This window comes from Kribbella sp. NPDC048837 (assembly GCF_055586945.1).
In genome coordinates this window covers 394,368-414,624 of record NZ_JBVJHF010000009.1, presented here as the reverse complement: position 1 = coordinate 414,624, position 20,257 = coordinate 394,368, and the positions used below count along the sequence as shown (strand labels likewise).

Annotated in this window: 23 protein-coding genes; 15 read left to right on the top strand and 8 right to left on the bottom strand. The window is 67.8% G+C overall.

The window, feature by feature from the left end; all coding sequences use genetic code 11:
- Window position 1 precedes the first annotated feature (1 nt).
- From ACZ6O0_RS36705 to ACZ6O0_RS36665, 9 genes are all read left to right on the top strand, one after another.
- The gene (locus tag ACZ6O0_RS36705) at window positions 2-1,942 is read left to right on the top strand and encodes a V-type ATP synthase subunit I (RefSeq protein ID WP_465769655.1); all 1,941 of its coding nucleotides are present in this window, start codon (window positions 2-4) and stop codon (window positions 1,940-1,942) included.
- Between the two features lie 13 nt (window positions 1,943-1,955).
- A complete protein-coding gene (locus ACZ6O0_RS36700; protein ID WP_360375522.1) occupies window positions 1,956-2,183 on the top strand; it encodes a hypothetical protein in 228 nt (75 codons plus the stop codon).
- On the top strand, window positions 2,183-2,746 hold the full coding sequence (locus ACZ6O0_RS36695; protein ID WP_465769654.1) for a hypothetical protein: 564 nt from the start codon (window positions 2,183-2,185) through the stop codon (window positions 2,744-2,746). The genes ACZ6O0_RS36700 and ACZ6O0_RS36695 overlap by 1 nt, the downstream gene beginning before the upstream one ends.
- Window positions 2,743-3,750, top strand: a complete 1,008-nt coding sequence (locus ACZ6O0_RS36690) for a V-type ATPase subunit (RefSeq protein WP_465769653.1) — start codon at window positions 2,743-2,745, stop codon at window positions 3,748-3,750. The genes ACZ6O0_RS36695 and ACZ6O0_RS36690 overlap by 4 nt, the downstream gene beginning before the upstream one ends.
- Before the next feature lie 29 nt (window positions 3,751-3,779).
- Window positions 3,780-4,121, top strand: coding sequence for a V-type ATP synthase subunit F (locus ACZ6O0_RS36685; RefSeq protein ID WP_465769652.1), 342 nt, complete (start codon window positions 3,780-3,782; stop codon window positions 4,119-4,121).
- Window positions 4,118-5,917, top strand: a complete 1,800-nt coding sequence (locus ACZ6O0_RS36680) for a V-type ATP synthase subunit A (protein WP_465769651.1) — start codon at window positions 4,118-4,120, stop codon at window positions 5,915-5,917. Before ACZ6O0_RS36685 ends, ACZ6O0_RS36680 begins: the two co-directional genes overlap by 4 nt.
- Window positions 5,914-7,317, top strand: coding sequence for a V-type ATP synthase subunit B (locus tag ACZ6O0_RS36675; RefSeq protein WP_465769650.1), 1,404 nt, complete (start codon window positions 5,914-5,916; stop codon window positions 7,315-7,317). Before ACZ6O0_RS36680 ends, ACZ6O0_RS36675 begins: the two co-directional genes overlap by 4 nt.
- Before the next feature lie 16 nt (window positions 7,318-7,333).
- Window positions 7,334-8,317 carry a TerC/Alx family metal homeostasis membrane protein gene (locus ACZ6O0_RS36670; protein ID WP_465769649.1) on the top strand — a complete coding sequence of 328 codons (984 nt, stop codon included), beginning with the start codon at window positions 7,334-7,336 and terminating at the stop codon, window positions 8,315-8,317.
- 158 nt (window positions 8,318-8,475) lie between these two features.
- On the top strand, window positions 8,476-8,841 hold the full coding sequence (locus ACZ6O0_RS36665; protein WP_465769648.1) for a DUF488 domain-containing protein: 366 nt from the start codon (window positions 8,476-8,478) through the stop codon (window positions 8,839-8,841).
- 34 nt (window positions 8,842-8,875) lie between these two features.
- Here the strand turns inward: ACZ6O0_RS36665 and ACZ6O0_RS36660 are convergent, their stop codons facing one another.
- The gene (locus tag ACZ6O0_RS36660; RefSeq protein ID WP_465769647.1) at window positions 8,876-9,292 is read right to left on the bottom strand and encodes a cupin domain-containing protein; all 417 of its coding nucleotides are present in this window, start codon (window positions 9,290-9,292) and stop codon (window positions 8,876-8,878) included.
- Entirely contained in the window at window positions 9,285-10,007 is a 723-nt protein-coding gene (locus ACZ6O0_RS36655) for a DUF2249 domain-containing protein (RefSeq protein ID WP_465769646.1), read from the bottom strand. The genes ACZ6O0_RS36660 and ACZ6O0_RS36655 overlap by 8 nt, the downstream gene beginning before the upstream one ends.
- 87 nt (window positions 10,008-10,094) lie before the next feature.
- Here ACZ6O0_RS36655 and fdxA point away from each other — a divergent pair, with 87 nt between their 5' ends.
- The 4 genes from fdxA (at window position 10,095) to ACZ6O0_RS36635 (ending at window position 11,997) form a co-directional block, all read left to right on the top strand.
- The gene (fdxA, locus tag ACZ6O0_RS36650) at window positions 10,095-10,430 is read left to right on the top strand and encodes a ferredoxin (RefSeq protein WP_465769645.1); all 336 of its coding nucleotides are present in this window, start codon (window positions 10,095-10,097) and stop codon (window positions 10,428-10,430) included.
- Window positions 10,427-11,125: a helix-turn-helix transcriptional regulator gene (locus ACZ6O0_RS36645; RefSeq protein WP_465769644.1), complete on the top strand. Its 699-nt coding sequence runs from the start codon at window positions 10,427-10,429 to the stop codon at window positions 11,123-11,125. Before fdxA ends, ACZ6O0_RS36645 begins: the two co-directional genes overlap by 4 nt.
- Window positions 11,125-11,493: a cupin domain-containing protein gene (locus ACZ6O0_RS36640; RefSeq protein ID WP_465769643.1), complete on the top strand. Its 369-nt coding sequence runs from the start codon at window positions 11,125-11,127 to the stop codon at window positions 11,491-11,493. The genes ACZ6O0_RS36645 and ACZ6O0_RS36640 overlap by 1 nt, the downstream gene beginning before the upstream one ends.
- Window positions 11,494-11,562: 69 nt before the next feature.
- Window positions 11,563-11,997, top strand: coding sequence for a hypothetical protein (locus tag ACZ6O0_RS36635; RefSeq protein WP_465769642.1), 435 nt, complete (start codon window positions 11,563-11,565; stop codon window positions 11,995-11,997).
- 321 nt (window positions 11,998-12,318) lie between these two features.
- Here ACZ6O0_RS36635 and ACZ6O0_RS36630 read toward each other — a convergent pair whose 3' ends face one another.
- The 4 genes from ACZ6O0_RS36630 to ACZ6O0_RS36615 all read right to left on the bottom strand — a co-directional run bounded on the left by ACZ6O0_RS36630 (window position 12,319) and on the right by ACZ6O0_RS36615 (window position 14,856).
- Complete coding sequence (locus tag ACZ6O0_RS36630; protein WP_465769641.1) at window positions 12,319-12,906, bottom strand: TraR/DksA family transcriptional regulator; 588 nt, start codon at window positions 12,904-12,906, stop codon at window positions 12,319-12,321.
- A 3-nt stretch (window positions 12,907-12,909) separates the two neighbouring features.
- Complete coding sequence (locus ACZ6O0_RS36625) at window positions 12,910-13,377, bottom strand: universal stress protein (protein WP_465769640.1); 468 nt, start codon at window positions 13,375-13,377, stop codon at window positions 12,910-12,912.
- Window positions 13,378-13,554: 177 nt separating this feature from the next.
- On the bottom strand, window positions 13,555-13,755 hold the full coding sequence (locus ACZ6O0_RS36620) for a hypothetical protein (protein WP_465769639.1): 201 nt from the start codon (window positions 13,753-13,755) through the stop codon (window positions 13,555-13,557).
- A 576-nt stretch (window positions 13,756-14,331) separates the two neighbouring features.
- Window positions 14,332-14,856 carry a response regulator transcription factor gene (locus ACZ6O0_RS36615; RefSeq protein ID WP_465769638.1) on the bottom strand — a complete coding sequence of 175 codons (525 nt, stop codon included), beginning with the start codon at window positions 14,854-14,856 and terminating at the stop codon, window positions 14,332-14,334.
- A gap of 696 nt (window positions 14,857-15,552) precedes the next feature.
- Here ACZ6O0_RS36615 and ACZ6O0_RS36610 point away from each other — a divergent pair.
- On the top strand, window positions 15,553-15,867 hold the full coding sequence (locus tag ACZ6O0_RS36610) for a TraR/DksA family transcriptional regulator (RefSeq protein ID WP_465769637.1): 315 nt from the start codon (window positions 15,553-15,555) through the stop codon (window positions 15,865-15,867).
- Window positions 15,868-16,335: 468 nt separating this feature from the next.
- Here the strand turns inward: ACZ6O0_RS36610 and ACZ6O0_RS36605 are convergent, their stop codons facing one another.
- Both ACZ6O0_RS36605 and ACZ6O0_RS36600 read right to left on the bottom strand, forming a co-directional pair.
- Window positions 16,336-17,157, bottom strand: a complete 822-nt coding sequence (locus tag ACZ6O0_RS36605; protein WP_465769636.1) for a slipin family protein — start codon at window positions 17,155-17,157, stop codon at window positions 16,336-16,338.
- 408 nt (window positions 17,158-17,565) lie between these two features.
- Window positions 17,566-18,153, bottom strand: a complete 588-nt coding sequence (locus ACZ6O0_RS36600; RefSeq protein ID WP_465769635.1) for a TetR/AcrR family transcriptional regulator — start codon at window positions 18,151-18,153, stop codon at window positions 17,566-17,568.
- Window positions 18,154-18,313: 160 nt separating this feature from the next.
- Between ACZ6O0_RS36600 and ACZ6O0_RS36595 the strand changes: the two genes are divergently transcribed.
- A complete protein-coding gene (locus ACZ6O0_RS36595) occupies window positions 18,314-20,245 on the top strand; it encodes an FAD-dependent oxidoreductase (protein ID WP_465769634.1) in 1,932 nt (643 codons plus the stop codon).
- Window positions 20,246-20,257 lie beyond the last annotated feature (12 nt).

The window sequence follows — 20,257 nt, the reverse complement described above, 5'->3', positions numbered from 1 at the left end:
CATGATGGTTCCGCTCACCCAACTCGAAGTCGTCGGGCTCAGACCACGCCTCGACGACGCCCTCGCGGCCCTGCAGGAACTGCGACTGGCCGAAGTCGTCACGATCGTCGACCCAGGCGACCCCCCGGCCGACCTGACTGATCTCATCGCCCGTACCGACGCCCTCCGTGCCCTCTCCACCCAGCCGGCGACCGGCCCAATGCTGGATGACACCGCACTCCGGGCCACCCTCGACGACCTTGAACCTCAGGTCGCGAGGCTGCGGGCAGAAGACGAAGAGCTACGCGGCGAGGCCGACGCACTGCCCCGATCCATCGACGCCCTCGATGCGTTGCAGCCCCTCGTGCCCGAACTGGGCCGCTTGAACGACCGTCAGCTGGCGAACCTGGGCCTGGCGAGCATGGCGCTGGTCCTCGACGATCCGGACCTGCGGGTCGTCCCCGAGCTCACCAGGCAACTCGCCGAGCTGCTCGGTCGGGGCCACTTGCTGGTCACCTCGGCTGCGACGCCTGGCAGTCCCGTCGGCTGCCTGCTGGTCCTTCGCCGCGGCGACCTCCCAGAGGTCGACGCTCTCCTCGGCACCGAACGCATCGTCGAGGTCGGCGTTCCCGCCGCCTACGCCGGCAAGTCGTTGCGCGCGACCGTCGAGGCGATGCGCGAACGATTGTCCGTGGTGCCCGGCGAACGGGAGCGCGTCCAGCAACAGCTGGCCGCCACGATCGATCCCGTCGCCGGATCGCTGGACGCGACCGCCGCATCGCTGCGGGTCCGCGCCGAACGGGCAGCCGCCGCCAACCAGGCGGACCTGTCCTCGCGAACATTCGTCCTCAGGCTCTGGGTCCCGGCCAAGGGCACCGCGGTGGTCGAGCGGGCTCTGGCCGACCGGCTCGGCCAGGCCGTCGCCGTCGAGCGCACGGCGTCTTCCGACGCGCCCGCCCAGGACGAGCCGGTCCTGCTGCGGAACCGGCCAGGCTGGCAGCCGTTCCAGCAACTGGTCGGCTTCCTGTCGTGGCCGGCGCGCGGTGGCCTGGACCCCACCGGGCTGATGGCGTTGGTGCTCCCGATCTTCTTCGGTGTCATGGTCGGCGACGTCGTGTACGGCGCCGTACTGCTCGCCGCCGCGTTGTGGCTCAGATCGCATTGGCCGACGAACGGCACGATCGGTGAGGTCGGCCGGGTGCTGGCGCTCGGCGGCGGATGGACTGTCCTGTTCGGCCTCCTGTACGGCGAGGCGCTTGGCAGCCTCGGACACAGCATCGGCATGCCGGCGCTGTGGTTCTACCGCGGCGGCCCGACCGCACTCCAACCGCTTCTGCTGTTCTCATTGGCCATCGGCCTCGTCCACGTCGTCCTTGGGCTGCTGCTCGGCGCATGGACAGCCGCCCGGGGACACCACCGCCGGCACCTGGCCTCGAAGGCGGGAAACCTTCTGGTCCTGGCCGGCCTGTTCGGTCTGGCCGGCGTCGCCGCCGCCGGATTCCCCCACGGGCTGCTGACCCCTGCGGTGGCAGCGCTCATCGTCGGTGTCGTCGTGGCCTGCGTGTCCCAAGGTGCCCTGGGGTTACTGCTCGGCCCGCTTGAACTGATCGGGATCCTCGGCAACGTCTTGTCCTACCTGCGGCTCGCCGCGGTCGGACTTGCCTCGACCTACCTGGCCGAGGTCGCCAACCAACTCGGCGCCCGCGGACCGCTGCTCCTCGGCGTCGTCGTGGCCACCCTTTTCCACGCCCTGAACCTCGCCTTGGCGGCCTTCAGCCCGATGATCCAGGCCCTCCGGCTGCACTACGTCGAGTTCTTCGGACAGTTCCACGACGGCGGCGGCCGGTTCTTCGCACCACTCGGCGGCTCTGTTGCCCCCGGCCACGAATCCGACCGCCCCACGGCGCCCCCCGCGCCAGACCGTACGACGCCCGAGCCGGTCCCGGCCGGGTCACCCGTCTGAAAGGACCCACATCATGGTACTCGGACTGATCGCCATCGGCGCCGGCCTGTCCGTCGGTCTCGCCGCACTGGCCACCGGCTACGCGCAGGCTCGGATCGGCGCCGCCGCCATGGGCGCGGTAGCGGAGAAACCTGAACTGATCGGCCGCGCGATCCTGCTCGTCGCCATCCCGGAGACGCTGGTCATCCTCGGGTTCGCGGTCGCAGCGATGATCATTCTGCTGCTCGGCGGGCAGGTCTGATGGCGCTGCTCGATCTGCTCACCGCGCTCGAGGAGGAAGGTGCGGCAGAACATGAGAAGGCCCAGCAGGACCGCCGCCGCCAGGCAGCTCAGATCCTCGCCGAGGCCCGCGAGCGCATCGCCCAGGCCCATCAGGAGACCGTGAAGGCGGCCGAGCTCATCGCCCACCAGCAGGCAGAAGCGCTGCTGATCGCAGCGCGTTCCGGCGCCCGCCGGGCTGCCCGGACCGCGCGCGACGACGCGCTGGAGGAGGTCCTCGCACAGGTTCGCGAGCAGTTGCTCGCGCTGCCGGGCAGCCCTGCCGGCGCGGCTGCCGCCATCGCATCGGCGCACGAGGCCCTCGCCGCGATGCCAACCGCCGCTGTCGTCCGAGTCCACCCGGCCGACGCTGCGACGCTGCGGCCGGTCTTGGCGGCGAAACTGGTCGCCGACCTCGGAACCGGCGGAGCCATTGCCGAGGACAACCAAGGCCGCTACATCGACAACACCTATGTCACCAGGCTTGCGAACACCTGGCCGGCGATCCGCGCCGGACTGAGCCGCTCCTGGGATCACGAGTCATGACGCCCCGCGCAGACTTCATCGCCGGCAACACCCGGCTCCGGGCGCGACTGCCCGCCCTGCTCGGCCCCTTCGACTACGACCAACTCGCCGGCGTCTCCCGGGAAGCGGCCGCCCAACGACTTGCCGCGTCGACGTACCGTCCCTACCTGAACCGCGACCGGACAGGCGACGATCGGCTCCCCGACGCGATCGGCCGCCGGCTGCGGGACCTGCTGGGCGGAGTACGCGGACTCTACGGCGGCATCGCCGGTACCGCGGTCGCGGTGCTGCTGGCCCGGCACGACCTGCAGGACGCCCTCGCGCTGATCCGCGGTGCACGAACCGGCCAACCCGCCGCGGACCGGATCGCCGCGGTGATGGGTGTCGGTGCACTCGATCAGCGAACCGCCGCGGACATCGCCGCAGCACCCGACGGCGCCACGGCTGTCCTGCGACTGGCCGCGCACCGGCTGCCCGACCCGCTGACGGCCCGGGCGCTTCCCGCTGCTTGGGAACGCTTCGAACTGAGCGGCGACCCCGACGAGCTCGAGACCACGGTCGCCGCAGCCGCGATCGACGGCTGGATCGACCGGCTGGAATGGGTCGGTCGGGCCGCCCGGCCCGTGCTCGAGGTGATCCATGCCGAATGCGACCGGGCCAATCTGCTCGCCGTACTGCGCGACCCGGCACTGGAGACACCGCGCCTTCTCCCTGCAGGGTTGGTCTCCGTGGCCGCGCTGCAGGCCGCCCGGCGAGGCGATCCGCAGCCCACGGGGGCCGTCCGTCCCAGCTGGCGACAAGCCCTTGAACGGCACCTCCACGACCAGGACCTCCCCGCGCTCGAATGGGACTTGGACACCACCCTGTGGCGCCAGGCCGTACGCGGCCTGCGCCGCGGCGACCCACTCGGCGCGGACATCCCCGTCGGTTACGTCCTCGCCGCCGAATGCGAGGCGCGCACCATCCGGCTCCTACTCGCCGGCACTGCCCCCACACACGACGTCCGAGACCTGCTCGTCCGATGACCACGGCGCCGCCCAGAAAGGAGCAGCCCATGACTGACGCACTTGTCATCGCCACACCCGCCACCGCCATCGGCTTCCGTCTCGGCGGCGCACGAACCATCACCGCCGCGGACGCCGACCAGACGATCGCCGCGGTCACGCACGAGATCGCCGACGGCAAGGCCGCGGTCATCGCTGTCCACGGAGCACTCTGGTCGCTTGTCACACCGCAGATCCGCGCCACCTGGACCAAACAGGCCTCCCCACTCATCCTCAGCCTCCCTGACGAGGACGGCGACATCTCCGCGGCAAAGGACGCGGCGCTGCGCGACCTCCTCGCCCGCGCCATCGGCTACCAAATCACCTTCACCCCCAGCGGAGGCACGTCATGACCACGCCCAGACAACACACCGGGCTCGCGACCCGAGATCGCCGGGGCGTGACCAGGAGGATCACCACCGACACCGGCCGGGTGGTCAAGGTCTCCGGCCCCGTCGTCAGTGCCACCGACCTGCCCCACACCCGCCTGTTCGACGTGGTGCGGGTCGGCACCGAGCAGCTCCTGGGCGAGGTCATCAAGATCGACGGCGACTTGGTCGTGATGCAGGTCTTCGAAGACACCACCGGACTACAGGTCGGCGAACCGGTCGAAGCGACCGGCGAACCGCTGTACGCCGAACTCGGGCCAGGGCTGCTCGGCGGCATCCTCGACGGCACCCAGCGACCACTGGAGAATCTGAGCACCGACGGCAACCTGTACATCGCCAGAGGCGCCGACCCGCCTCGGCTCGATCGCCACCGTCGGTGGGAGTTCCGCCCTGCCGTGGAGATCGGTGACCGCGTCGGCCCCGGTGACCTGCTCGGATCCGTCCCCGAGGGACACGCCATCGAGCACCGGATCCTGGTTCCAACAGGTCTGGCCGGCGTCGTCACCGCTATCCGTCCTGGACCGGCCACCGTGCTCGACCCTGTCGTCGACATCGACGGGCATCCGCTGGCGATGATGCGCAGATGGCCACTACGCCGCGCCCGTCCGGTCGCGGACCGGCTGCCGTTGACCGTGCCGTTGATCACCGGCCAGCGGGTCCTCGACCTGCTCTTCCCGGTCGCCCGCGGCGGAAGCGCCATCATCCCGGGCGGCTTCGGGACCGGCAAAACCGTACTGGAACAGGCCCTGGCGAAGTTCTCGACCGCCGATATCGTCGTTTACGTCGGCTGCGGCGAGCGCGGCAACGAGCTGACCGAGGTGCTCGAGGAGTTCCCTCAGCTGACCGATCCGCGCACCGGCGCGCCCCTGATGGAACGCACCGTGCTCATCGCGAACACCTCCAACATGCCCGTCGCCGCCCGCGAAGCCAGCATCTACAGCGGCATCACGATCGCCGAGTACTACCGGGACCAGGGCTACGACGTCGCCATGATGGCCGACTCGACCAGCCGCTGGGGCGAGGCGCTGCGTGAGGTGTCCAGTCGGCTGGAGGAGATGCCCGCAGAGGACGGCTACCCCGCCTACCTGGCGACGCGGCTGGCAGGGTTCTACGAACGAGCCGGCGCCGTCCAGTGCCTCGGCGCACCTCCGCGCACCGGCTCGGTGACGATCGTCGGCGCGGTCTCACCAGCCGGCGGTGACTTCTCCGAGCCCATCACCCAGAACAGTCTGCGGCTCGCAGGGTGCTTCTGGGCACTCGACACCGCCCTGTCGCGGCAACGTCACTTCCCCGCCGTGAACTGGCTGCGGAGCTTCTCCCAGTACGGCTTGGACGAATGGTTCGACCGGGAGGTCGGCGCCGAGTGGTCCCCGCTGTGCCGCTGGGCGTCCGCGGCCCTGCAAGACGAGGGCGATTTGCAGGAGGTGGTGTCGCTGCTCGGTATCGAGGCGCTGGCCGCCGAGCAACGGATCACTCTGCGCATCGGGCAGGCGTTGCGCGAAGATCTGCTCCAGCAGTCCTCGTTCGATGACCTCGACGCGTCCTGTCCGCCCCAGCGACTGCTGGCCATGCTCCAGGTCATCCACGCGTCCGCTGCCGCGATGACGGCCGCGCTCCAGCGCGGCGTCGCGATCACCGACATCACCGCCGCACGCGTGCTGGCCGACCTCGGCCGGATGCGTCGCTGGCCCACCGACAACGTCGACGAATCCGCCACCCGCCTTACCCAGCGGATTGTCGAGGAAATGAGCTCGCTGTGACCACAGTCGAAGCCCAGGTAACTCCCTTCACCGTCGGGCACCGCACCGTGACCCGGGTCGCCGGACCGCTCATCATCGTGGACGGCATGGACGGCGTCGGCTACGGCGAGCTGGTCGAGGTCGAGACCGGCGACGGCCCGATCCGCGAAGGTCAGGTGCTGGAGCTCGACGGCTCACTGGCCGTCGTCCAGGTCTTCGGCGGAACCGTCGGCATCGGACGCCGCGAAACCTCCGTCCTCACCCGCGGACGCGCCGCGCGCACCGGTGTTGGCGCCGACTACTTCGGGCGGGTGCTCGATGGTGCCGGCAGACCACGCGACGGCGGGCCGCAACCCGTACCGGACGACTACCGCCACGTCAACGGACTGCCACTCAACCCGATCACCCGCTCCCATCCCGACCAGTTCATCGAGACCGGCGTCTCGGCGATCGACGGACTCGTCACGGTGGTCCGCGGTCAGAAACTCCCGATCTTCTCCGGCGCCGGGCTGCCCGCGAACGGCCTGGCAGCGAGGATCGCGGCCCAGGCACGGGTGCCTGGCGATGACGCCGAGGTCGTCGTCATCTTCGCCGCAATGGGCGTGACGCGTCGCGAGGCGGAGTTCTTCCGCGCGGAGTTCCTCACCGGCGGCGCCGCCGACCGCAGCGTGCTCCTGCTCAACCTGGCCGACGACCCCACCATCGAGCGCCTCCTGACACCGCGGGTCGCACTCACCATGGCCGAATTCCTGGCCTTCGAGCAGCACCGGCACGTCCTGGTCGTCATGACCGACATGACCGCGTACTGCGAAGCGCTGCGGGAGATCTCCGCCGCACGGGAGGAGATGCCGGGCCGGCGCGGCTACCCCGGCTACATGTACACCGACCTGGCCTCGCTCTACGAGCGGGCCGGCCGGGTTCGCGGCGGCACCGGATCGCTGACCCAGCTGATGATCCTCACCATGCCGGACGACGACATCACCCACCCGATCCCCGACCTCACCGGCTACATCACAGAGGGACAGATCGTGCTGTCGCGTGAGCTCGACCGCCAGGGCATCGAACCACCGATCGACGTGCTCCCTTCACTCTCACGCCTGATGAACGCCGGCATCGGCGCCGGGAAGACCCGCGACGACCACCGGGGCCTGGCCGATCAGCTGTACGCCTGCTACGCCCGGGGCCGCGAGGTCCGCCGCCTGATGTCCATCGTCGGCGAGAGCGGACTGCCGCCCGAGGACCGGCGCTATCTTGCCTTCGCCGCGGCGTTCGAGAGCACCTATCTCGACCAGGGAGTCGCGCGGCGGACCCTCACCGACACCCTCGAGCTCGGGTGGCAACTACTCACCCCGTTTCCTGCCGCGGACCTCAAGCGCGTCAGCGCCGAGCAGTTGGCCCGCTACCACCGCGAGGAGGAGTGACGGTGGTCAGCAACTGATGGATCCTCCTGTCCTTGTCTGGGGCCTGACCGTCGTCGGGATCGTCGCCCTGCTGCTGTTCGACTTCTTCTTCCATGTCCGCGCGGCGCACACCCCGACCCTCTGGGAGGCCGCGATCTGGTCCGCCGGCTATGTGGGGATCGCCGTCTTGTTCGGCGTCGGCGTGTGGTCGTTCGGCGGCGCGGCGATGGGCGCCGAATACTTCGCCAGTTATGTAACGGAGAAGGCGCTGTCCGTCGACAACCTCTTCGTGTTCCTTATCATCATGGCCAGCTTCGGCGTGCCCGGACCCGACCAGCAGAAAGTGCTGCTTTTCGGCATCACCTTCTCGCTGATCGCGCGCAGCGGCTTCATCTTCCTGGGCGGCGCACTGGTGAACTCCTACGCCTGGGTGTTCTACATCTTCGGACTCATCCTCCTCGTCACCGCCGGCCACCTGCTCGAGCCCGCCGGGACGAACGGCCGCTCGGCCGACAACATCATGGTCCGCCTCGCCAAGCGGCTCCTCCGAACCTCTGAGTTCTACGACGGCGACAAGCTGTTCTCCATCGAGCACGGCAGACGGGTGATGACTCCGATGCTGCTGGTCATGGTGGCCATCGGTGGAACGGATGTCTTGTTCGCACTGGACTCCATTCCGGCGATCTTCGGTCTCACCCAGAGCGTGTTCATCGTCTTCACCGCCACCGCGTTCTCCCTGCTGGGACTGCGCCAGCTGTACTTCCTCATCGACGGCCTACTTGACCGTCTCATCTACCTGACGTACGGCCTCGCAGCGATTCTCGGCTTCATCGGCATCAAGCTCATCCTGCACGCCTTGCACGAGAACAACCTGCCGTTCCTCAACAACGGCGAACCACTCGGTGTCCCCCAGATCAGCACCGCCTTCTCGTTGAGCGTCATCGCAAGCGCCCTGACCGTCACCGTCATCGCCTCGCTGATCGGCGCCAGGTCCAGGTCCCGAGGGGCTCGGTTACCGTGACGACTACCGGGGCCAGCCAAGGTGGTCGATTCGCCTGCGGAGGAAGGCGTCAATGCCAAGCGCCGGCTCACGGCGAAACCAAGAGGATGTGATCAAATGAAGCACCAAGCGTCGGACAACGATCAAGTCACACAGCCCCTGACGCAGGACGGTGAGTCATGACTGCCGGAGGCGTGCGGGTTCGCAGGATCTACGACCAGGCCGCGACCGACGATGGTATCCGGATCCTGGTGGACCGCATCTGGCCGCGCGGCATCCGCAAGGACGCAGCCGCGATCGACGTCTGGGCCAAAGACGTCGCACCGTCCACGGAACTGCGCAAGTGGTACGGCCACGTCCCGGAGAAGTTCGGACAGTTCGAGGCGCGCTATCGCGAGGAGCTCGCGACACCGCCCAAACGGGAGGCACTCGACGAGCTGCGCACATTGGCCCGTGGCTCCACACTGACGCTGGTGACCGCGACCCGGGACGTGGATCACAGTCAGGCTGCCGTGCTGGCGGAGCTCCTACGAGAATCACGCTGAGCCACACCCACAGGTCGGGTAGTGACTGGGTGGCCTACGGACCAAGACGCGGTCTGATCTGCAGGCCGGGACGGCGCCGGTGAACCGTCAGATAGGACAGTCCGTCCTTGCCGGCGGCGATGCTGCGCGTCGAGCCGCGCGGCAACCACACGAGGTTGCCGTCGGCAAGAGACTTCGAACCATCAGGGGTATCGACGGTGCCGCTTCCCGCCACGACGACGAGCAGGACGTCGAGTTCCGGCTCGGTGTGGGTTTCCACACGCTGCCCGCGAGGCAGATGAATGAGATTCGCGTCGAGCTCGCGCCCCGGCTCGTCGAGCTTCCACCGCGCGCCAGAGGGAAGGAGCGAGTCGCCGGTCAGCTCGCGCACGTCGGCAAGGATCCGCGCCATCGGCCGTTCGGCCGCCAGATCGGCGGGAACAGGCGACCCGGCCGCTGAGTCCTCAGCCATCGACGGCGACCCGTCCGATCCGGACTCGCCACTCGTCGGGTCCGGTCTGCAGATAGTCCCAGGTGAAGGCGCCCGCATGGATGGCCTCGAACTCCCGGCGCAGCGGCTTGGGGTCGTGACTGTTGACCAGGATGAACGCGTCTCCGGGCGCCAGGCTGGCATAGCGGGCGAAGACCCGCGGGTGACGGCCACCGCGCGCGATCGTCCGGACATCGATCACCGTCGGCTCCTCGACTCTCTCCCCGGCCAGGTAGGCCCGCAGGTCGGCGGCCAGCAACGACGGATCCACGCTCGGCAGGCCGGCGAGCGCCGGCAGCAGTACCCACTCCTCGATCTGGAGCTGAAGATCGAGCGCCGCGATCAACGCACCGGTCCTTGCCGCACCCGATCCGGCCCGGGCATCCAGATCGTCGATCTGGGCGTTCAGCGCCGCGGCCCCGAGACGAAGGGCATCGACCACCAGCCGTGTCTCGGGATCCGCGGCCGCGGGCGCGTACAGGTCCCGATCGGCGGCGGCCAGATACTGGCGCAACTCATGACGGCAGAAGTCGACCAGCTCCGCGGACACCTGCTGATCGGTGCCGCTGATCGCCTGCGGCGCGGCCAACTCTGTGAGTCCGGACCGCAGCCGCTCGTGTGCGTCACGGACCACGCCTTGAGCGATGACGTCCGGATCGGTCTCGGTCGCCTGGATGTAGATCTCCGAAGCCGGCATGGTGCCACTCTCCTTCGCATCGCTGTTTCGAATGATTATTACATGTGATATTTGTAGTAATTACAAGCGTCTGGTGAGGAGCCAGTTGTGACCTACGTGATAGCGATGCCATGTGTCGACCTGAAGGACCGCGCGTGCGTGGACGAGTGCCCGGTCGACTGCATCTACGAGGGCAGGCGCTCGCTCTACATCCATCCCGACGAATGCATCGACTGCGGCGCGTGTGAACCGGTATGCCCGGTCGAGGCCATCTTCTACGAGGACGACCTGCCCGAGCAGTGGAAGGACTATCAGGCGGCGAACGCGGGCTTCTTCGACGATCTCGGATCCCCCGGCGGGGCCTTCAAAGTAGGCGTCGTCGACCACGACCATCCCCTGATCGCCGCCCTTGCGGTGCAGCATCAGGAAAGCTTGCCATCATGACCAGAGCTCACTCCGATGACGCCGAGAAGCCGCGCCGCGCCGCAGTGCTCGAAGCCCTGCGATCCTCCGATGATCCGCTCGGTGTCACTGAACTCGCCGAACAGCTCGGGATCCACCCCAACACGGTCCGCTTCCACCTCGACGCCTTGGTGGCGCAAGGTCTGGTCGACCGCCGACTCGAGGAGCCGTCCGGCCGAGGCCGGCCCCGAACCGTCCACGCCCCTCATCCGGGGATGGACCGCGGCGGGCGGCGTGAATACCACCTGCTGGCCAAGATCCTCCTCAGTCAGTTGTCCACGAACCCCGATGCGGGCGCTGCTGCCGAGGCCGCGGGCCGCAACTGGGGCCGCTACCTCGTCGAGCAGGTCGATCCGACCCATCGGACCGACGCCGCAGAGGCCACGCAACGACTGACCGCGATGATGACCGAACTGGGCTTCGCGCCAGAGTCTGCCGGTGACCGGATCAGATTGCGCCACTGTCCCTTCCTCGAACTTGCCGAGGAGTACTCCTCCACCTTGTGTCCGTTGCATCTCGGCCTGATGCGAGGGGCCCTCACGCAGGTCCGCGCACCGATCGCGGCCACCCGCCTCGAGCCGTTCGCTGAGCCTGACGCCTGCCTCGTCCACCTGTCCCCTACCCGCAGCCGTACCGCGGGCGTCCGTCCTCAGCAGCGGCGTCAGAGGAGCAACTGATGTACCTCACCAGGATCGGCACGACACCACGACGCCGCGCGCCCATCCCCCACGGCCCGACCATGGAGGTCCTCGTGGCCGCTGAGACCTCCGACAACATCGCGATGGTCCAGGTGTGGATCCCGCCCGGCGGCGGCCTGCCCGAGCATGACCACGGTCCGTCCGAGATCGTCCTGGTCCACCTGTCCGGCTCGATCGAACTGCGGGAAGGCGACCAGCACCACCGACTCGCCCCCGGCGCCGTCGCACACATCCCGACCGGGGAACGAGTCAGCCTGGCCAACCCGGGCACTGAGCCCGCGGTGATGATGATCATCGCCTCGCCGCCCGAGTTCGTCGCGCGCCTCGCGACCTGGCCGGCGGCCTAGGGGCCTTCGGCAACATGACACTCGTCTCACCGATGTGCGGGCGGCACCAACACAGATCCAGGAGGAACAGTGAACGCAGCACCTGCCGCGGTAGCAACTGCCGCCATCTTCGTCTGGCTCGGCATGGTGCTGGCGATCTCCTTCCTGGAGACGCCACTCAAGTTCCGGGCCCCCGGGGTCGACATCCCCATCGGACTGGGCATCGGCCGCATCGTGTTCCGGGCGCTCAACCGCGCGGAGATCACGTTGGCGCTGGTCACCCTCGCCGCGATCGCTGCCGGACGGCCTACAGGGACGGTAGCGGCTCTGGCCGCGATCGTCATCGTCATCCTGGCCGGACAGCTCATCATTGTTCGGCCACGACTCAACCAGCGCACCGACCGCGTCCTCGCCGGTCAGAACCCGCCCCGCTCAGCCGCCCACCATGTGTACTACGTCGGACTCGAGGCCGCCAAGGTGCTCACCCTGGCGGCGCTCGGTGTCTGCCTTCTGGTGGCGGGGTGACCCGCCGCCCCAGGCCATAACGTGTTCGGCCAGCGGCACCGAGGCGTCCGCCGGCCGATCCGGGTCGACCCGACTGCTTGGTCCGGAGCAATTCCTGGACCGCCGCAATGCCGTCGTCCACAAGTTGACCTGCATCCCGGGCCACCGCTCGGTTGTCGACCAGCCAGAATGCGTTGAACGCCCGCTTGTCGACCTCGCCGCGGATGACGAGGCGGCCGAGCAGCAATCCGGGCGAAGCTGGCCCGTCCGCGCGAGCGGACGACAAGGATGGAGCTGACCTGTGCCGCTCTGAGCAGAGACGGCGCGGCAGGCCCTGGACGATCAGGTGTTCGGGCTCGGCCGCGGGTCCAGTGAGGTTCGCGAGTTGGCCATCGGACCTGATCCAACCGAGTACACCTGCCGGCCGCCCGCCCGATCGCCGAGCACCTGGGCCAAGCCAAGGTCTCCATCACCCAAGACATCTCCATGGGCCGCCAAGCCGTCGACCCAGCCGCCGCCGTCGACGCGTCGGGTTCCGATCTCCTTGGCACGGTGACAGCGCGCACAGTAGCGAGTGTGCGGCACGATGAGAAGGCGCTGCAGACCGATGGCCGCTTCGCACATCTGGCAACGGCCGTACTGGCCGGTGTTCATCCGAATCAACGCGGCCTCGATGTCGCTCAGTACCTCTACAGCAGCAGCGGTCAGCTGGGCTTGAACCTCGATCCGCGCGGTGGTGCATTGCTCCTTCGGCCGATTTGGCCTGGACGGGTCCAAGAGATCACGCAGCTGGTTCCGGCGGAAGAAGCGGTCTTCCTGCAACCTGAGCTTCAGGACGGCCAGTGCTTCGGCAGGCATCCGCCGCTTGCCCGGGGTGGCCATTCGAGCGGCCGCCACTGCACCTCCGGCAACTCCGACCAGGGAACCCACCTGTCAGCCTTCCCATTGGCTGCCGTGTCCATCCATCACTGTCGCAGCCGGCGGGATGATGACGACTGGGACAGACGCCTCGTGAGCGACCTGCTCGCTGACCGACCCGAGCAGCAACCCGGCGAAGCCGCCCCGTCCGCGTGAGCCGACTACGAGCAGAGAGCTGTCCTGAGCGGCTCCGATGAGTGCTGGTGCGGCACGCCCCTGGACACGCAGTTGCTCAACCTCGGCACCGACCCTTGCGAGGTCTACCCCCGCCGCTCCATCGGCAAGCGTCCGTCGTGCCGTCTCTTCGAGTGTGGCGGGGTCAGCCAGTTGCGGGGCGTACGAGGACATGAGGGCTGCAGTGGGTTGCTGCCATCTGTGGATGACGACCAGACCGGCACCGCGCAGCCTGGCCTCCGCTGCCGGCCACGCGAGTGCCTGCTGGGCGGTCCGGCTGCCGTCGATGCCGACAACGATCTTCTCCATCGATCTCTCCTCAAATGATGTACGTGCGTGTCGAGCGCGTCCTTCGCAGCTGTCACGGCGTCTTCTGTTGCGCCGTGCGTGGCCGATGGCCCGGCAAGGGCAGTCGATGCCGGTCGCTGCGCGTTCGGGTCTGGCCCAGACCCGCCAGTCTGTCGGTGCTGACGGCGCGGCCAGGTGTCATCGCGTCTCCGAGTTGCTCATCGACGCCCGCTGTGAAGCGCGATCGTCGATGGACCGCCGTACGACGGCGGTCGCCTGCTTGGCCAAGGCTTCCTGCTTGATCCGGTAGGCCCGTGCGGCAACTCGGATAGTGATGATGACCACCGTCACCCCGAGCAGCATCAGCAGGACCATGTCGCTTCCGCCGGACGCTGTCATGGTTACCACTCCTCCATCGCTAGGGAACTTTCATCGCTACATCTCATGTAGCGTAAATGGGTGCAGATCTATTCCCGGCAGACTGAACCCATGCACCACGCCTCGACCGACCGGCCGGCCGACCGACCGACCGACCGACCGACCGACCGACGAGCGCACTCTCCCAGACATCCTGGAGAACAGACGCGGCCAAGGCCTGCCAGAAAGCCTTCGTCTGCACACAGCCGACTGCTCGATCCGGACCCCTCAGGGACCCAGGAGTGGCTGGAATCGCTCGACCAGGTGGTCGACCATGCCGGGCAGAACAGAGCGCGAAACCTGCTGCGCAGCGTCCCGCAGCGAGCGCGTGACCGCCGCGTCGGTGTTGCGAATCTGTGCAGTACCGACGATCTCAACACGATCGCACCCGACGCCGAGCCGGTCTTCCCCGGCAACGAGCACATCGAGGCGGCGGATCCGGGCCTACAACCGCTGGAACGCCGCAGGCATGGGTGCACCGCGCGCAGCGCCGACGTGCGTCAACTGCTCGTGGATCGGGTCGCTGTCGTCGGCCTGAGTGGGGTCCCCACGGGCCGACTACCAGTTTGCCGGCGGGTCGCTGGCCGGGAACGAATCCTCGCCCCACACGTCGACGATGTCACGCAGCGGCGACGTCGTAGGAAGCCGTCGCTGGTCCTCGAGCTCGCGGCGATACGCCTGCGAGCCGGCGGCGTGCCGGTCAGGTGGAGCGCTACGTGGTACCACCGGATCCATGTCGGTCATCGAAACCTCCTCGTGCCACGGATCTCGTTGCCGCGATACCTCACGCCTCCAGGTCCGCACCATTCCAACGATGCCGACTCGCACGCGGGGTGAATACATGCCCGCCCGGATTGCCTGGCGGGCGAGTATCAAGCGGTCGCAGAGTCCAAGCTTCTGGAGCATGTTCGCCCGGTGCCGCTCGACCGTTCTGATGCTGATGAACAGCGTATCGGCGATCTCCTTCGAGGAATGTCCCTCGCGACGAGTTTGAGGACCCTCCTCGCGGGCTGCCAGTATCTGCTCCGGGATCGCCTGACCGAACTGGACACGGTTCAGCCAGTTGCGGATCAGCGCATTCACCGCCCCCGGGTCAAGGAAGGGGCCTCGAGATCCAGTGTGGCGCCGACCAGGAGGGCACGCTCCCGCATGCCACGGATTCCGGCTCCCTCGTGGGCGAGCCCTCGGCCGCGGCCGTCGTCACGGATCCGGAGACCGACAACTGCGTCGCTGTGCCGCAGGGAGATCGCGACGCGGGCAGCATCGGCGTGGCGGCGACGTTCGTCAGTACCTCCTGGGCGACCCGACGCACGACCGTTCGGTCTGCTCGTTCAACGCGGGTAGACCAGGCCGAAAATCCTGAAGTACCGCGAGGCCGGTACGCGTGGACAGGTCGGTCGCACGTTCGGCCTCCAACCGCGCCAGCACGTCGTTGAAGGCTCTGATCAGCTGACCACCAATCTGCCCAGCGGCACCAGGGCTTCGGTGAACACCACCGGAACAGACACCGTTACCGGCACCCACAGCCATCCAGCCTGCCTGCAACCGCACAACAAATCGATCCGGCCTGACACTCATCTGTCGACCGGTACCTGCGGGTCTCCGTGCGCACGAAATGGGTGTCAGGCCCGATGGTGAACGATCGCAGCATCGCCGATGGTGGAGACAGAACCAACTCACGAGCCTCAGGACGGGCGACTCAAGACCGCCGGCGTACGCGATACCTCCAAACGCGTACGCCGGCCCCCATTGCCGTCCCCTTGAAAGGATCCGATGCAAGTGACCACCCACCTGGGCCGCGCGCCGAACCTCACTGAGCACGACGCCCGCCAGCGCCTCGAACACGAGCGCAACTCCCGCCTTGCCCAACTCAGGGCGATCGAGGAGTCCGCACCGCACGCGGACAAAGGTCTGCAGGAGGCTCAAACCGCCGCGATCGAGCGTGTGCTCGAGGAGATCGAAGCTGCCCGCCAGCGTCTGGCGGATGGCTCCTACGGAACCTGCAAGAGCTGCCGGTCCTCCATACCCGTCGAACGCCTCGAGATCTTGCCGTACGTGCGCTTCTGTGTCGGGTGCCAGCAGCGCGTCAGTTGAACACACGGGGTCCGCACCCGCCTTCGGATCGAGCTACGCGCTCGCCTCCACTCGAGGCTGCAACGATGAGCGGACTGCGCAGAGTGGGGGCAGTCCGTCCGGGCGCCTGGCCATGGAGCCGGTTCGCTCGGGTCCGGCGGTCGGGTACGCACGTTGCCGAGATCGATCACGCTCGACGATCTCGTCGACGAGACCCGCGACATGGTGGCTGATCTGCTCAGCCACGACTGCGCCCACATGTCGTCGACGCGCTCGACGGAGGACCACTGCTGGCCGGTGATGGTGACCTGCTCGCGGCCATCACGTACCAACTGTCCGAACAACTCTCCTGCGTGGCTCAACCCGCACCCGCCCGCCCCGTACACAGTGGCCCTCCGTGGCGCGACTGCCGTCGCTATGAACGCTGACGTCTCATCACGGCTGCCATGCCGGGTCGGCACAACCTGTGGGTAGTCCGCCCCACTGTGGTTATGCCGACCCGGCCGCCTCGTGGGACGCGGCCAACGCAGCCCCTTGTGCTCTGACCGTCAGAGCCGGTACTGCGTTGCCGGCCGCAGGCTTGATGGGCTGCTGCGCACCGGCACCGGTCGGCTTCGAGGTGGTCTCAGGAGGTGTTGATCGTTCCAGGAATCGAAGCAACTCGACGGGGAACGGCAGCACCAGTGTGGAGTTCTTCTCCGCGGCGACCTCGACGACGGTCTGCAGGAGCCGCAACTGCAGCGCGGCCGGATGTTCGGTCATCACCTCGGCTGCTTGGGCGAGCTTCTCCGACGCCTGCAGCTCACCGTCCGCGGTGATGATGCGGGCCCGGCGCTCCCGCTCCGCCTCGGCCTGCCGCGACATCGACCGCTTCATCGTCTCCGGCAGCGCGACGTCCTTGATCTCCACCCGCTCGATGTGAACACCCCAGTCCAGCGCGGGACTGTCGATCATCAGTTCCATTCCCTGGTTGAGGCGTTCCCGGTTGGACAACAGGTCATCCAGGTCGCTCTTGCCGATGATCGACCGCAGCGAGGTCTGCGCGACCTGACCGATGGCCGACATGTAGTCCTGGACGTCGACGCCCGCGCGCACCGGGTCGACCACGCTGAAGTAGACGACCGCGTCGACGCGAACCGTCACGTTGTCACGGGTGATGCCGTCCTGCGCGGGGACCGGCATTGTGATGATCTGCATGTTCACCTTCTGCAGCCGATCGGCAATCGGCACCAGCAGTACCAAGCCGGGCTGCCGGATCTCCGGCAGTACCCGACCGAACCGGAACACCACTCCTCGCTCGAACTGCCTCACCACGCGAACGCTTACCGCCGCCGCGATCAGGCAAACGACAAGTGCCACGAGCACCACGTCAAAGACGATCATTCTTGCTCCGTTGGAAAGGGCTCCGCGGTGTCGTCACCGACGACCCGCAGGCACAACTGGTTGTGCCGAATTCCTACGACGAACTCCCGGTCCGCACAGAGCCAATGATGGCGTCGAACGCACGGACTCGGTACGGGCCCTGTCGGCGAAGGTCGGGATACGCTCATTGCCGAGTACCGGCAACCTCGCGGCTGGCTACAGCGGCTGGGGCTCGGTAGGGCGACCGTCGCCGGGATCCTCGCGTTGTAAGGAACTCGGTGGGCATTCCCATCTCCTGTGCAGCGGGCGGTCGTAGGTGAGTCCAACGAATTCGTCGTACGCGCGGAGATGTCTGCCTCAGCGCGCGGGCCGGCGTGGAGTCACTGCGGGAGTCAGGAACGCGAGAGCGCGGTCGGCCCACCCCTTGCGTGGGGTGCCGAACCTGAGGACCTCGGCGAGGTAGGTGCCCACCAATATGCCGAGCACGGTGTCGGGGTCGACGTTGGCGTCAAGCCGGCCAGTCCTGATGTCGACGTCCATCAGGTCGGCGAGGGAACTCAACCGGGTGGCCAGTCGTGCGCGTACTGCGGCGGTGAAGCCGGGATCGCTGTTGGCGATGATGGCGGCGGTAGCTCCCGGGCCGAGTCGATTCTCCAGGATCTCGCCGATCCTCTCGAGGACCCATCGCAGCTTCTCGCCAACCGGGAGGTCTGGCGCCAAGGGTGCGGGGTCGATCAGGTGCTCGAGGACCGCGCTCATCAGCTCGTCCCGGCTGCGGTAACGGCGGTAGATCGTTGTGCGAGCGATGCCGGACCGCGCCGCGACCGCCTCGATGTTGACCGCGGCCGGGCCCTTCTCGCGCAGCAGTCCGAGCGCCGTTCGGATGATGCCCTGGTCGGTCGACGCGAGTCGAGGCCGGCCGCGACCGGATGTGCTGCGTGGCATGGGTTCAGTCTCCCGGGAATAGATCTTCATCCATTTACGCTACAACGAGTGTATCGCAAAAAAAACTCGGAGTGGCGACAACCTCGTACCTCGCACCGCCGCTGAATTCACGGTCCTCGGCAGAGGAGACGTCACACCAGACCGATCGTAGGAGGACATCATGGTTAGCAGCTCGACACAGCACCACGGCTCCATCGGGAGCGTGTCACAGCTCGGCATCCCCGACGAGGTGGACGTGGCAATCGTCGGCTCCGGCGGAGCGGGACTGACGGCGGCACTCACCGCCGCGAAGGAGGGGGCGCGGGTCCTGGTTGTGGAGTCCCGGGAGATCGTCGGTGGCGCCACCGGGATCTCTGCCGGTGCGGCGTGGATCCCCAACCACGGCTTCTCCACCGAGGACCTGAAGGTGAGCGACGACCTGGATCAGGCCCGCCGTTACCTTTATGGCGAAGGCCGGGACAAGATCCTCGACCACGACCTGGTGGAGCAGTTCCTGCAGACAGGGCCCGATGTCGCCCGATTCATCGAAGAGCACACCTCCTTCGGATGGATTCCGACGATCTGGCCGGACTACCGTTCCGACATCGATGGCGCGTCGGTCGGCCGGGCCCTCTTTCCCGGCCCCTACTCCCCCGAGGGACTGGGCGAGGCCGCCAAGTTCGTGCGACCGGCGCTGACAACAGGCATGGCCAAGAATCCGCTCCCGTTCTGGTTGCTGGGTGGGATCGGCATCGATGACGTCTGGCTCGCCGGCCCGGCACTGGTCGGAGCCCTGCTCGAGGCCGGCCTGCGCAACGGTGTCGACGTACGTGTCGAGGCACCCGCGGTCCGGCTCGTCACGGACGAATCCGGAGTGCACGGCGTCGTGGTCCTGGCCGATGGCGTCGAGCACACGGTGCGAGCCACCAGAGGGGTCGTGCTGGCCAGCGGCGGGTTCGAGAGCTCACCCGAGGTCACCACCACCCACCTCGGCGCGCCCTTCGGCCTACAGGTATCTCCGAAGGGCCATGACGGCATCGCGGTGCAGCTGGCCCAAGAAGTGGGCGCTGATCTCACCGGCGTGGACGACGCTTGGTGGATGCCCGGCGTGCAGTTGCCCGGTGAGGAACTGGAGGGCCGTCCACTCAGTCGTGTGTTCCTGGGTGAGCGTGCTCTGCCACACAGCATCATGGTGAACAGCATGGGTGAGCGCTTCGCCAACGAGGCCCTCCCGTACGACCAACTCGGCAAGATCATGCGAGAGATCGACCAGGAGACGGGCACTATGCCAAACGCCACCGCGTGGCTGATCTTCGACCAGAACTACTGGACCAAGTTCGGCATCTTCGGCATCACCCCGGGCGGAGAGGTACCCGACTACCTCCACCGCGCCGAGACGTTGTCGGAGCTCGCGGCCAAGATCGACGTCGACGAGCTGGGACTGCTCCGCACGGTCGACCGGTTCAACCCCGAGTCCGCACGCGCTCGCGACCCGCAGTTCAATCGCGGTGACACGTTGTTCGACCGGTACTTCGGCGCCTTCTATCCCCGGCTGGGCAAGAACTCGCCCGACGCGCGGTTCCCCGCAGCCACCGCAAAGGCCCGGATGCGCATCGCCGCGGCGATCGGACCGGTCGTGAGCAAGCTCGCGGGACGAGTGGCGAAGAAGAACGATCCCGAGCGCCTGCGTTCCATCGTCGTCGGTCCCCTGGCGAGGATCATCCGCTCCGTGCTGAAGAGCCCGAAGTCGAGCGTGCTCGGCCCGGTCGACACCGCGCCCTACTACGCACTCAAGGTCGGGGCCAGCGCGCTCGGCACCGTGGGCGGTCCGAAGACCGACGCCCTCGGGCGCGCGCTGAACACCGAGGGAAGGGTCATTCCGGGCCTGTACGCCGCCGGCAACGCGGGAGGTGCACCCACGAAGGGCTTCTACGGAGGCGCTGGAGGCACGATCTCGCTGGGGCTCGTGTTCGGCCACCTCGCGGGACGAGAAGCAGCGCAGCGGCAGAAAAGTGAACAGCCGCCACGGTTATCCCACCGTGGGCTCGACACGAAGCACCCGCGCGGCAACTCGGACAGAGAGAAACACCGATCCCGAGACCGGGAGCGTTGATCAAGCGCGTAC

Bases quoted from the DNA above. Each gene is read 5' to 3' on its own strand.
- ACZ6O0_RS36705 (WP_465769655.1), top strand. From the start codon at position 2: ATGATGGTTCCGCTCACCCAACTCGAAGTCGTCGGGCTCAGACCACGC.
- ACZ6O0_RS36700 (WP_360375522.1), top strand. From the start codon at position 1,956: ATGGTACTCGGACTGATCGCCATCGGCGCCGGCCTGTCCGTCGGTCTC.
- ACZ6O0_RS36695 (WP_465769654.1), top strand. From the start codon at position 2,183: ATGGCGCTGCTCGATCTGCTCACCGCGCTCGAGGAGGAAGGTGCGGCA.
- ACZ6O0_RS36690 (WP_465769653.1), top strand. From the start codon at position 2,743: ATGACGCCCCGCGCAGACTTCATCGCCGGCAACACCCGGCTCCGGGCG.
- ACZ6O0_RS36685 (WP_465769652.1), top strand. From the start codon at position 3,780: ATGACTGACGCACTTGTCATCGCCACACCCGCCACCGCCATCGGCTTC.
- ACZ6O0_RS36680 (WP_465769651.1), top strand. From the start codon at position 4,118: ATGACCACGCCCAGACAACACACCGGGCTCGCGACCCGAGATCGCCGG.
- ACZ6O0_RS36670 (WP_465769649.1), top strand. From the start codon at position 7,334: ATGGATCCTCCTGTCCTTGTCTGGGGCCTGACCGTCGTCGGGATCGTC.
- ACZ6O0_RS36665 (WP_465769648.1), top strand. From the start codon at position 8,476: ATGACTGCCGGAGGCGTGCGGGTTCGCAGGATCTACGACCAGGCCGCG.
- ACZ6O0_RS36660 (WP_465769647.1), bottom strand. From the start codon at position 9,292: ATGGCTGAGGACTCAGCGGCCGGGTCGCCTGTTCCCGCCGATCTGGCG.
- ACZ6O0_RS36655 (WP_465769646.1), bottom strand. From the start codon at position 10,007: ATGCCGGCTTCGGAGATCTACATCCAGGCGACCGAGACCGATCCGGAC.
- ACZ6O0_RS36645 (WP_465769644.1), top strand. From the start codon at position 10,427: ATGACCAGAGCTCACTCCGATGACGCCGAGAAGCCGCGCCGCGCCGCA.
- ACZ6O0_RS36640 (WP_465769643.1), top strand. From the start codon at position 11,125: ATGTACCTCACCAGGATCGGCACGACACCACGACGCCGCGCGCCCATC.
- ACZ6O0_RS36625 (WP_465769640.1), bottom strand. From the start codon at position 13,377: ATGGAGAAGATCGTTGTCGGCATCGACGGCAGCCGGACCGCCCAGCAG.
- ACZ6O0_RS36620 (WP_465769639.1), bottom strand. From the start codon at position 13,755: ATGACAGCGTCCGGCGGAAGCGACATGGTCCTGCTGATGCTGCTCGGG.
- ACZ6O0_RS36600 (WP_465769635.1), bottom strand. From the start codon at position 18,153: ATGCCACGCAGCACATCCGGTCGCGGCCGGCCTCGACTCGCGTCGACC.
- ACZ6O0_RS36595 (WP_465769634.1), top strand. From the start codon at position 18,314: ATGGTTAGCAGCTCGACACAGCACCACGGCTCCATCGGGAGCGTGTCA.